General features: G+C 33.5%; 13 protein-coding genes. All 13 read right to left on the bottom strand.

Annotation, left to right across the window (positions count from 1 at the left end; all coding sequences use genetic code 11):
* Position 1: 1 nt before the first annotated feature.
* Positions 2 to 385, bottom strand: coding sequence for a DUF1566 domain-containing protein (locus ACQY56_RS10860; RefSeq protein WP_428738672.1), 384 nt, complete (start codon positions 383 to 385; stop codon positions 2 to 4).
* A 14-nt stretch (positions 386 to 399) separates the two neighbouring features.
* Entirely contained in the window at positions 400 to 930 is a 531-nt protein-coding gene (locus ACQY56_RS10855) for a carboxymuconolactone decarboxylase family protein (protein WP_428738671.1), read from the bottom strand.
* Between the two features lie 15 nt (positions 931 to 945).
* Positions 946 to 1479, bottom strand: coding sequence for a molybdopterin adenylyltransferase (gene mog, locus ACQY56_RS10850; RefSeq protein WP_428738670.1), 534 nt, complete (start codon positions 1477 to 1479; stop codon positions 946 to 948).
* A gap of 132 nt (positions 1480 to 1611) precedes the next feature.
* Entirely contained in the window at positions 1612 to 2136 is a 525-nt protein-coding gene (gene bioV / locus ACQY56_RS10845) for a pimelyl-ACP methyl ester esterase BioV (protein WP_428738669.1), read from the bottom strand.
* The gene (locus ACQY56_RS10840) at positions 2136 to 3773 is read right to left on the bottom strand and encodes an AAA family ATPase (protein ID WP_428738668.1); all 1638 of its coding nucleotides are present in this window, start codon (positions 3771 to 3773) and stop codon (positions 2136 to 2138) included. The genes bioV and ACQY56_RS10840 overlap by 1 nt, the downstream gene beginning before the upstream one ends.
* Positions 3760 to 5007: a tRNA (N(6)-L-threonylcarbamoyladenosine(37)-C(2))-methylthiotransferase MtaB gene (gene mtaB / locus ACQY56_RS10835; protein ID WP_428738667.1), complete on the bottom strand. Its 1248-nt coding sequence runs from the start codon at positions 5005 to 5007 to the stop codon at positions 3760 to 3762. Before mtaB ends, ACQY56_RS10840 begins: the two co-directional genes overlap by 14 nt.
* A complete protein-coding gene (locus ACQY56_RS10830; protein WP_428738666.1) occupies positions 5007 to 6626 on the bottom strand; it encodes a mechanosensitive ion channel domain-containing protein in 1620 nt (539 codons plus the stop codon). The genes mtaB and ACQY56_RS10830 overlap by 1 nt, the downstream gene beginning before the upstream one ends.
* Positions 6623 to 7675, bottom strand: a complete 1053-nt coding sequence (gene aroB, locus ACQY56_RS10825; RefSeq protein ID WP_428738711.1) for a 3-dehydroquinate synthase — start codon at positions 7673 to 7675, stop codon at positions 6623 to 6625. The genes ACQY56_RS10830 and aroB overlap by 4 nt, the downstream gene beginning before the upstream one ends.
* 63 nt (positions 7676 to 7738) lie before the next feature.
* Positions 7739 to 9145 (bottom strand): COG3400 family protein, encoded by a 1407-nt coding sequence (locus ACQY56_RS10820; protein ID WP_428738665.1) that lies wholly within the window; start codon positions 9143 to 9145, stop codon positions 7739 to 7741.
* Between the two features lie 2 nt (positions 9146 to 9147).
* Positions 9148 to 9795: a hypothetical protein gene (locus ACQY56_RS10815; RefSeq protein WP_428738664.1), complete on the bottom strand. Its 648-nt coding sequence runs from the start codon at positions 9793 to 9795 to the stop codon at positions 9148 to 9150.
* A complete protein-coding gene (gene trmA, locus ACQY56_RS10810; protein ID WP_428738663.1) occupies positions 9792 to 10907 on the bottom strand; it encodes a tRNA (uridine(54)-C5)-methyltransferase TrmA in 1116 nt (371 codons plus the stop codon). Before trmA ends, ACQY56_RS10815 begins: the two co-directional genes overlap by 4 nt.
* A complete protein-coding gene (fliP, locus tag ACQY56_RS10805) occupies positions 10904 to 11641 on the bottom strand; it encodes a flagellar type III secretion system pore protein FliP (protein ID WP_428738662.1) in 738 nt (245 codons plus the stop codon). Before fliP ends, trmA begins: the two co-directional genes overlap by 4 nt.
* 3 nt (positions 11642 to 11644) lie before the next feature.
* Positions 11645 to 12421, bottom strand: a complete 777-nt coding sequence (locus ACQY56_RS10800; RefSeq protein WP_428738661.1) for a flagellar motor protein MotB — start codon at positions 12419 to 12421, stop codon at positions 11645 to 11647.
* Positions 12422 to 12424: the final 3 nt, after the last annotated feature.

Raw genomic sequence — 12424 nt, 5'->3', positions numbered from 1 at the left:
TTTATCTTCCACTACGCACACAAATAGTAGCAAACTTTTCACAGTTATCTGTTGAAGAGCTAAAACCATTGCCACTAAAAACTGTAGTAGCATCAAAAGGACCATTCTCATTGCTCCAAAAGATATTGTCAGTCATATTTTTAAACTCTTTTTTTAACTCTTTATCTTTTGCAAGTGCTATAAGTTCCTCTTTACTTGGGAGTCTCCAATCATCTTTACCATCAAGTTTTAGCTGCTCACAGTAAGCATTTGCAAGTTTCCATTTTGCTATAAACTTTTCATCACTGTCTTGCCACTCTAAAGTCTGTTTTTTATCGACCACTATACTATCTTGCGCTAAAGCGATAACACTCAGTAAAATCAATATAATGAAATTTTTTATCATTATCTCTCTCCTGCTTATTCGCCTAAACCAAACACGTTTGAAAGTGTATTGATATAGTTAAAATACCCTACGATTGCTACAGCTTCTAAAACTTCATGTTTGCTCCAACCTAGTGCAAAAAGATGTTCCATATCCTCTTTTTGCATCTTATAGTTGTCTTTTTGAGAAGCTCTTATACAAAAACGAAGTAACTCTTTTTCTTTTTCTTCCACATCCATAGCATCTATACCATTTAAAATAGACTCGATTTTCTCTTCGCTAAGTCCTAACATCTTTGCGATATTTTTATGTACACCTACGCACATTTTACAACTGTTTTCTTTTGAGATTAGCAGTGCGATCGCTTCTTTTATATCGTAACTTAGATATGTTTGATCGAGTAAAAAAGACTGTACCATTTTATCAGTTGCAAAATATATCTTTTCATCTACTGCTAAAAGTTTAAAAATCTCACCTAAATTACCTGTTTTTTCTAAAATTGGACGCGCTTTTTCTTGAACACTTTCACTCATCTGCTCAAATTCTGGTAAATCTATATATGCCATTAAAATTTCCTTTTTTTATTTTGCTTTTGGTCTAAATGCTTTTATCACATCTTCATTTGTTTCTAAATATGGACCTTCTATAAGGTCTATACAGTAAGGAACAGCTGGAAAAACTGCATCTAAACATTCACGGATAGACTTTGGTTTTCCAGGTAAGTTTATGATTAACGACTTACCGCGAATACCTGCAGTTTGACGAGATAAGATAGCAGTCGGTACATACTGTAAACTCACTTGACGCATCAACTCACCAAACCCTGGCATCATCTTTTCACACACGTTTTCAGTCGCTTCAGGTGTAACATCACGAAGTGCTGGACCAGTTCCACCAGTTGTTACAACCAAACAACATCCAGCTTCATCACACAACTCTTTCATTGTCGTTTCTATATGATCTTGTTCATCTGGTATACATCTATAAACAATCTCAAATTCATTTTTAAGATACTCTTTCATAGTATCTTGGATAGCTACACCGCTTATATCTTCATATATCCCTTTACTTGCTCTATCACTCGCTGTTATCACACCGATCTTTATTTTACTCACACTCTTTTCCTCTCATCATCTATTATTGTATTTTTCAAGACTTTCGGTTATAAAAATGTAGAGGCTCAGACCGCAGGGAGGATTCGTCCTCGGAATTTTTATAACTGAAAGTCCTCGAGCAACTAAAGTAACTCAGCTTAATTGCAAAAAATGATTTGCCTTTTTTATAGAAGTCACATTTGTAACTTGTTTGAAAAAACTGTATGCACCCTCCGCATCTATAATCTTGTCTTCAAATCCTAAATAGACCTCTATTATAACACCAGCATCTATAATCTTTTTTAATGCTTCTAAATCCCACTCATATTCTAATAATCTTTTAAGCTCATCAATAGTGTCACTACTATTAAACTCCACTATTTTTCTCTCATACGGTTCAAAACAAAAGTTGATAAAGTTCTCTAAATATAACTCTTTATTTTTTTTATACGACATCAACTGTAAACGCTTAAACTTTTCATCTTTTGTTTGGAAAAAAGCTGGTGAGAAGAGTTGTAAGGTGTCTACTCTCTTTTTTTGCTTCAGAGCTTCTTGTACATACTCTAAAGCCCTTATAGCACCATAACTAAAACCACATACTGTAAAATCACTACGCTTGATATATGGAGTAAATAAATACTCCTCATTTTTCAAAGAAAAACCACTAAAAAACTGCATCAATCTAAAAGCTTCTTAATCTCATTTTTGGTGACACTTTCTCTCTCATATAAAATAGCCTCTATTTGCGCTATACTCTCCATACGAAGCTCTAATAAAGTTTTACAATCTTCATATAACTTGTCTAACAACTTTTGCTGTTCATTCTCACTACACATGATTGAAGAGCTCATACCATACTCTTCACACATCTTTTGAGTTATCTCTTTTGCTTCATCAAGGTCCTGTTTCGCACTGCTAGAGTGTTGTTGGTATTTGAGATCACACGTAACACTACCTGCTAAATGCATCTTCACTTGCGCTTCTAAATCTTGCTGTAAAAACGCTTCATTACTTACAGGTAAAAGTTTCTCATTTGAAAGCATTAACTTCTCAAATGGAAGATCAAAATAAGTAGCGATAAATGCTTTTCCAGCTTGATACGTTACAAGATACGACTTTTGCTTGTCATTTAACATCTGTAATTTTTTCTTCCCAAACATCACTTTGTCTTTCACTTGATAAAAATGCTCTAAAGTGACTTGAAAACTGTTTTGGCGAAGTGCTAAAAGTGCTGCTTCATTTACAAGTGCCGCTAAAGCTGCACCGTTAAACCCTACCGTCATATCTGCAACTTGGGAAGTTTCAACTTGGTTTGGTACTTTTGTAAGGTATTTTTCTAAGATAGAGATACGCTCACGTTTTGTAGGAAGTTCCACAAAAATTCTTCTATCAAAACGTCCAGCACGAAGTAATGCAGGGTCTAGTACACCAATGTTATTTGTTGCCGCAACAACTATAACACTACTTGAAGCTTCAAAACCATCCATCTCTGTTAAAAGTTGATTGAGTGTAGCTTCACGTTCATCATTTCGCTGACCATCACGCTTTTTCCCAACAGCATCGATCTCATCTATAAAGATGATACTTGGAGCATTTTTCTTCGCAGCTGCAAAAAGTTCATGAACACGTTTTGCACCCATCCCTACATAAATCTGTACAAATGAAGCACCACTTTGATAATAAAACGGTACTCCAGCAGCATTTGCTACCGCTTTTGCAATCATCGTTTTTCCAACACCTGGAGGTCCTACAAGTAAAACACCACGTGGTAAACGTGCACCAAAGCTTTTGTAGCGTTTAGGATTACGCATAAAGTCTATAATCTCTTCAAGTTCGATCTTTACATCACTTATCCCACCAATATCATCAAAACTCACATCTGAACGAATTGCTTCTATTGGGGCTGATATTTCAGGTTTTGTTGCCATATCTCTGCTAATTCCCGTTTTAGTGATCTGAAAACCATCTCCTTTTTGTAAAAAACGCAGTAAAATTGATCCAAGCCCCAAAACTAAAACACCAAAAAAGATATATACCAGTAAGTTTGATTCATTGCCTATCTCCACTTTATAATCACTAAACATTTTAGGAGTTACTTGGGATGATGCAATTTTAAAGTTGCCTTGCGCTGTTTTTAAATACACATACTCTTTTGTAACAATGACTTTTTTAACACTTTTATTTTCTAAGATTGTAGTTGCTTGTGAGAGAGTTATACTATTGGCATTATCACGAAGAACAGCAAAAAGAACTAAAACAACAATAATAATTGCTGAAACAATAAGTGCTATACGGTTTTTCTTAGACTCTAGCATAATTAAACTCCTCTTTCACTTCGTACTTCTCTATACTTATCCAGTTACCTACTAAATCTTCTTCTGACTCTATTACGATTTTATTGAAATGTTGATCGAGTCCATGAAAATATCCATCTTTAAAAGACTCAACCAAAACTTCCAAACCACCTTGAAAATTTTTTCTAAAATCGTAGTTCTTTTGCTTTACTAAAGACTCGATCTCATGCAGTCTATCTTTTGCTATTTTACCATTTATCTCTGGCTTCATTGTAGCTGAAGGTGTGCCATCACGTTTTGAGTACGTAAAAGCATGTAGATGAGTGAGTGGTAACTCTTGTGCATTTTGCATAGCCTCTTTCCACAACTCTTCACTCTCTCCAGGGTGCCCAGTGATAAAATCAGTCCCTATAGCATACCCTTTGTTTTGTAAATATTCGAATAACGCTCTATCTTGTTTATATACATTTCGTCTATTCATCAACTTTAGCATCTTTGGCGAAGTGTGTTGTAGGGCAATATGTAGATGTTTTTCTAACCACGATTCATCTAAAATCTCTTTAAACTCATCAGTTATCTGAATAGGCTCAACACTTCCTAGTCGAATGCGTCGAACACCACGAACCATACTCATACGTTTCATCAGTTTTGCAAGTGAAGTTTTTGTATCTTGTCCGTATGAGCCGACATTTGTACCAGTTAAAATAAACTCTCCAAAACCATTGAGGGCTAGTTTACTAACCTGTTCAAGGATGAGCTCTTCATCCATACTTCTAGCATCCCCACGAACATATGGGATAATGCAGTATGAACATCGAAAATTACACCCCTCTTGGATTTTTATAAATGCCCTACTTTTCCCTATAAATTCACCAACTACAGCATCGTCTATATGATTTAAATCACCTTTTTCATAAAAAGGTTGTTTTTGATTAAGTAAAAAGTCGATCTTTTGTTTTTCACTCTGTCCAAAAACACCATGTATACGATTTTCTTTTAAAAGGCTTTCCCCTTTTGTATGTGCACCACAACCTGTTAAGAAGAGCTTTGCTCCACTACCACTTTTTTCAACCTGTGAGATGTATGAGCGGACATGTGTATCTGCACCATTTGTGACTGTGCAGGAGTTGATTACAATCATATCTGCTTCAGCTTCATTTTCTGTGATCTCATACTCTTTTAGAGCACTCATCATCACTTGTGAGTCGTAAAGGTTTGTTCTACATCCAAAAGTTTTAAAATAAACTTTTTTCATCAAATAAGCTCAGGCTCACTAGAAGAGATAGGTGCTTCACTTTTCATATCGAGATGAAGTTTTTGTGTTGGGTATGCGATAGTGATGTCATCCTCAGCATTAAAAGCATCTACAATCTCTGTTGAGATTACACTTCTAAGTGTCAATGTTGCATATGCATTTGTTAAATACCATGCCTCAATATCTAAACCGTTACTCTCAATAAAAGAGTAAATTCTTGGTTCAACGTTTGTGTTTTTCAAACTATAGTGTTGACGCAGTTTATTTAACTGTTTTCTCGTAATATCAGTGTACCCTTTTGAGTATTTTTTTGTAATTTCTTTTACAAGGTACATCGCCTTTTTATGGTTAGAATCGAAAGTAATCGTGATTTGTATACCATCCCAAACAGTCTTTAAAGAGTTGTGCGTATAGTTTGCAATCATCTTTGTAAAAACATAGTTATTTGGTATAAAAATGATACGCCCTGCACGTCTGTTTTGTCTAATAGATGTTAAAGTAATATCTTCTAAGATTGTAATACGAAGTAATGAAATATCTAAAACATCTCCAACATACTTCATCCCTTCCATATCTACACGTATACGATCACCTACATGCACACTACCACCAAAAACGATTACAAGCCAACCTAAGATACTCATAAACCAGTCTTTCATCGCAATAGCGATACCAGCAGATGCAAAACCTAAAATTGTCACTAAATAAGCGGCATTTTCTATATAGTTAAAAAAGACTATTAAAAGGATAAGTGTAAAGTTTGTAAATGTAATGATCTTATTTGCCATATAAAATCGTTCATTATCCGTGATATATCTCTTAACAATAAGTTTTAAAGCTAAAAATATAAAAAATACAACTAAAATAGCTATACCGATTTTCATAAGTCTATATACTTGAGTTTTTATCTTTTTATTTACATTTACTTCTGCAATATCTAAACGTTTTTGATACACTTCAAGCGTTGCATTCATCGTATCAAGAGCACTCTCAAATCTTAAAAGTTTTAGTTGTGTATCTTGGAGTTGCACTTCGTATTGACTATTTCCAACTTCAGCTAATTTTTGATGGATTTCAAGTTCTTGTTTTAAAACGGCAATTAAATTTGCTAAGTTCTCTTTTTTCTTTTTGTATTCATCAAGATTATTATTAAACGTTTTGATTAACGAAAGCCCTGTAAAAATATCAAAAGGGTTCTTAATCTCTGGTGTATCTTCAATTTTAGGGGGTGTAATTAATTCAGAAAACGGCGTATAGTGCTCATCTTTTAACTGCCCTATTTGCGTTGTTAAAATGCTCTCTTTAGTGATAAGGTTATTGAGCTCATCATGTTCACTTTGTGTTTTAGCATGTTTATTGAGCCATTTGATTCTTTGTTTGATTTTATCAAGCTCATCTTTAACACGCAGTGCTGCGAGATATGTAGCATAACTTTTTATCCATACATTTGTCTCAGAGATTGTTGCATCAAGTTCAAAAAGCTTTTGCTCGTACTGTGCTATCTCTTCTTGTGTAGTGACTACTTGTGTTGTACCAGCAGAGGTGTTTATCTCATCTACAGCTGCAAAAAGAAAGGTTTGTAAAGTTAAGATTAGGGAAAAAAACAAACCTTTTTTCATGCATTCCCTCCAAACTGCTCTAAAACTTTTATAACACTCTCTTTAGGGATATCATCAAGCATCTTCACATCACCAATAGAGTTAGGCAAGATAAAAGTGATATTTGCATCTGAGCTTTTTTTATCCAAGAAAAATGCCTCATAAAAACTTTGCGTATTTGCAATAGTGTAACTTGTAGGTAAGGCATACTTTTTAAGTACATTACTAATACACTGCGCCTCGTACTCACTCATAAGACCTAGTTCACAAGCAAGTTTATTTGCCATCACCATACCAATTGCCACTGCTTCACCGTGTAGATAAGTTTTGTATTTTGTCTCATTCTCAATCACATGTCCAAAAGTATGTCCATAGTTTAGAGCAGCTCTTAGACCATGCTCTTTTTCATCTTGAGCAACGACTGCAGCTTTTGTTTCAACTGCTTTTTTAATAACTTCGCGTAAAACTTGTGAGTCTTTAAGATCAGCCTCCTCTAAAAACTCAAAAAACTCTTTATTAAAAGTAACTGCCATTTTAACAATCTCAGCAACACCAGCACCAAATTCACGACTATGAAGTGTACTTAAAAAATAGGGATCGATATAAACAGCTTTGGGTTGATGAAATGCACCAACAAGATTTTTACCATATTTGTTATTCATCCCTGTTTTTCCACCAACACTTGCATCAACTTGTGAAAGAAGTGTTGTAGGAATTTGGATAAAATCTATCCCTCTTTGGTAGATACTTGCAGCATATCCCACCATATCTCCGATCACACCACCACCAAAAGCGATAAGCATCGATTTTCTGTTAAAGCGGTGATTAAAAAGAGATTCTAAAATTGTGTCGATACTTTGTTGATTTTTATACTCTTCGCCATCAGGAACTGTAATAATATATAACTCTTTAGCATTTATTTTTGAGAGTAAATACGAAAGATGTAATCCAGCAACATTTGGATTTGTAACAACCGCTACTTTTGTATCTAAATCTATTTGCGGTAATTGATCAATTGTGATCGTATATGAATTGTCTATAGTTTGTTTGAGTGGTATATTTACTTGCATCATCTGTCCGAAATAATTTAATTATGATAGATAATACTTAACTTTTACTAAAAAGTGGCTAAATTAAAGTTGTACTGGGATAAAAATTTGATGATAATCATCAAGTTTAAAATAGAGTCTTTCACTATCTGTTGAAAAGATTGAACTTATTCTACGTTTAGTTAATTTTGAGGTAAATGGAAGAATTTGAATAAAATTTTCTTTTTGTTTGAGTATCTTTATAGGGTTTTCATTTTCATTAAATACTTTAATCGATTTTGAAAAAATTGTTGCAAGATTGTTATAGTGTTCTATAACTTGTTCTTTATCTTCTTGATGTTCATGAAGATAGTTATAAAGCTCTAGGTTAAAGCCCATCTGCTCAGAGATATCAAATATAGTTGCTGAAATCTTTTCAAGGTCCCTATTGTCAGACAATATGAGTGAAGCATCTTTAAGTGTACTAAAATCACGATTTGAAAGCTTAAGTACTGGTACATGCGCTTCATATAGGGCTTTTCGCACATAATAATCTGCAAACATTTCACGATCAACTATCACCAAGCCTGTATGATATGCTTTAATATCATTCAAAAAGTTCTCTTTTAAATTGATACTTTCATAATCTATCTCAATAGAAACATCCATACTTCTATAATCTTTTACATATTGCAATAACTCTATGTTTGATGGATTCACTATTTTGATGATTAATTTATGTTTGAGCTGAGTATGTATATAAATGGCTCGTCTTACCAATGTTTTTATATTTTCTTTTGGAACTATATTCATATCTATAAAAAGTAAAATTGTTGATCCAAATGGCTCTGGGAATTGCCCTAGTTCTTGCTTGATAGCACGATAAACAGACTTTAGTACCGCTGGTTCACCAACAAGCAAAAGAAGATCATTTGGTTGAATCATCCTTCTACGTGATGGCATAATGAGTTTTCTATTTCTATAGATAGCTACTATACGCCAGTTTTTCTGTTCAATCACACCCATATGACGGTATACAAAAGAGCTTCCAAATGGAACTAAAACTTCCATAATCTCACCCTCACCAATACCAACATTTTGAGCAATTACAGGAACATTTGGAAGGTAATCGAGTAAACGAGAAGCAAGTATCTCATTTGAATTAACAAGTGCAATATTTGCATCGTGATTTAGCATATTCCATTGATTTAAAACAATGATACGAAGTTGTTTTTTGATTGTACGAATATTTTTAATAGTATTTTCTACATCTGCTTGATTATCCATAGCTATAATAACTTGAATAAACTCCATTTTAAGCAGATTTGATAACTTATAAAAGCTTGTTGGGTCAAATTCATAAAATTTAAACCTTGCAGGATTAGCATCTTCAAAAGTATTTGCTTTCATCTGAACAATATAATAAATATTATCAGTAGTGTATGTCTCAGTAACCCTTTGAATAAAATGTTGTCCGATTACACCATCACTAATAATCAATATTTTTTTCATATTTAATCTCTTTTAAATGCTTGTGAGGTTTTCACCCACATATCCTTTTGTACTTTTTGCCATTTTTTATCTACAAAATAACCACTTATTTTAATCCACCCAGCTGTTTTGAGTTTTGAAGTAAATGAAGTAGACTTTTCCCACTTATCAACTTCTACTCCATCAATGCCAGAGTATATTATACTCTCTTGAGTAAGTCTATAGGTTGTTGGTGTGTTATCTACAAGTTTAGGCTGTTTTCTCATTTTTAATTCTGGAAAATTATTTATTTCATTTTCCAAAGTATTTTCTTTTTTTATTTGATTATCCATTATTTTATTATTTTTATTTTTTAAAAGTAATATTTCATTATCTTTGTTTTTTATTTGTTTTTTTAAATTTTTTATTTGATTTTTCAAATTCTCTATATCACTTACATTAATACTTTTCATATAAGTTTCTGTACTTTCGTTTTTCAACTCTTTTTGTAAAATCATATTTTTTTCTTGTTGATCGTGTAGTTGAATTTGACATTTATTGAGACTATCTTGGGATTTATCATAACTGATTCTCAGATTTTCAATATCTTTGACAATCTCATCAAGTCTTTGCATATCATCTGCATTTAAAATCAATACAAATAAAAAAACCATAAAAACTATTTTTTTCATTTTACCCCTCTTTTTACAAGTTTTACACCCATCTCTGCATGATGTGTATATGGAAACTGATCAAACAAAGCCATACTTTTTATCTCATGTGTTTGTGTTAAAAGCTCTAAATCTCTTACAAGAGTTTCTGGGTTACATGAGATATAGACAATATTATCGTATTGTGCACTAAATCTACATGTAAACTGATCCATCCCTGAACGTGGAGGATCGACAAAAATGGAATTAATCTTATAATCTTGCATAGTTACATGCTTCATTCTATTAAACTCACGTACACCATTTAAAGCATCTACAAACTCTTCAACACCCATTCGTATAAACTCTATGTTTTCTACATTATTAAGAGCCATATTGGCTTTTGCTGCATTTATAGAGCTTTTAGATATCTCAGTAGCTAGAACTTTATCAAATTTTTTTGCAAAAGGGATTGTAAAATTTCCAGCACCACAATACAACTCCAATAAATCACCCTTTGCATCACTAAAAGCATCCATAGCCCATGAAATCATTTTTTCATTGACTCTTGGATTTGGTTGTGTAAAAGAGTTTTCTATATAGTGAAACTTGTACATATCCCCTTTTAGATTTAAAGACTCTGTAATATAATCTTGCCCAACTACTAACTTTTGTTTTCTGGCACGTCCGATGATATTTATACCTAACTCTTTTGCAATGAGAGATGCTTTTTCTTGCCACTCTTGATCTAATTGTCTATGATATAACAGTGAAACAACAATTTCTCCCTCACTAGAACTTAAAAAGTCCGCTCCAAAGAGCTTAAAGCCTAGTTCATGATTTGTAATTTCCTCTAATAGTTTAGGCATTAAGGCATTAATATAGATATTTACTTGCGGACACTCTTCTATTAAAACAACACCCTTATGTTCACTATGATTCATTGCATAATGGATATCATCTTCTACATGCCAGATTTTAAACTCACTACGAGCCCTATAATTTTGCGTAGGTGAGGTAAAAACCTCTATCTCTGCTTGAAAGTATGGTAAAAATCTTTCTTTATTAAGACCTACTTTTTGTTCTAATTGGGCTTCATATCCATCTTCATAGACACGACAAGCTCCACATTTTCCGAAATGTTTACACGTCATTTAATACTCGCTATTAAATTTCCAATGAGAAGATTCCAGCCATCTATAAGAACAAAAACAAGTATTTTAAATGGTAAGGATATCATTACAGGTGGGAGCATCATCATACCCATAGACATTAAGATAGAAGCTACGACCATATCGATCACTAAAAAAGGTAAGAAGATTAAAAAACCTATCTCAAAAGCAGTTTTTAATTCACTAATGATAAATGACGGAATAACAATAGAAAGAGGTACGTCTGCAACTGATTTTGGATTTTCCATCTCTCTGATGCGCAAAAAAAGTGCTAAATCTTTCTCTCTTGTATTTCTAATCATAAAATTTTTAAAAGGCAAAGTTGTTTTTTCAAATGCCTCTTCATAACCTATCTTTTTTTCAGCATACGGTTTGATACCTTGCTCATATGCCTTTGTTCCAACAGGCTCCATTACAAAAAAAGTAAGAATCATTGCAAGGAGTACTAAAACTTGTGTAGGTGGTACTTGCTGTGTCCCTAAAGCTTGACGTAAAAAACCAAAAACAATTACAAACCTTGTAAAAGTTGTCATAACCATCACTAAAGATGGTGCTAAAAACAAAAGTGTTAAAACAAGCAATACATTGAGTGATGAAACAAGTTGTTGTGGTGTATCTGGAGCTGATAAAGAGAGATTTACTGTTGGAACAGTAACACTCTCAGCTCCAAACAATACAGCTGCCAATAGCACAAATAGTGTAAAAAACTTTACCATTTCTTACATCTTCGCTTGATCTAGTACAGAAGTTGTCTGATTTTTTGAAGATTGTGTTTTTTTGCCAATAAAACGGAGCTCAACCCTTCTGTTTTTCTCCCTACCAACTTTTGTAGCATTTGTTGCTACTGGATGATACTGTGCATATCCTGTTGCATTCATCCTTTTTGGATCAACTCCATCAATTTCCAACTCTTTTAAAACGGCTATAGCTCTTGCAGTTGAAAGCTCCCAGTTATCTTTAAATGGACTATTTAGATCAGGACCGCCATCATCAGTATGTCCTTGAATACTTACTTCTACATCATTTGGCATCTCATCAATCAAAAGTGCCATTCTTTTAAGAAATAATATTGCATCTTGATTATCAATTGCTGCACTACCTGCTTTAAACAATAAAGCTGCTGGCATATTGATAATAAATCCCTCTTCAGCCTCATCGAGTGTAATCTCTGGACCTTGTTGTTTTTGTTGCATCTCATTTGCATCTGCAACAGCTTGTTGGATTCTATTTACCGTATCACTTGTCTCATCTTGAGAGTTAATCGGTGTAGATTCTTGGATACGTTTTTTTGAAATTTCAGTTTGTGTACCACCTTCTAAAACACTCATAGCACCACTCAGTGATCCTATAGCTTCAGAGACTTTTTTTGCATCCATACTCGACATTGAGAGAAGAAGTACAAAGAAACAAAGAAGTAAAGACATTAAGTCTCCAAAAGCTGCTAACCAAGCAGGGAGACACTCTTCACAATCAGGACATTTTTTCTTTTTAGCCATCAG

This window comes from Sulfurimonas sp. (genome assembly GCF_050296975.1).
Taxonomy (GTDB): Bacteria; Campylobacterota; Campylobacteria; order Campylobacterales; family Sulfurimonadaceae; genus Sulfurimonas.
This window is presented reverse-complemented; position numbering and strand designations above follow the sequence as displayed.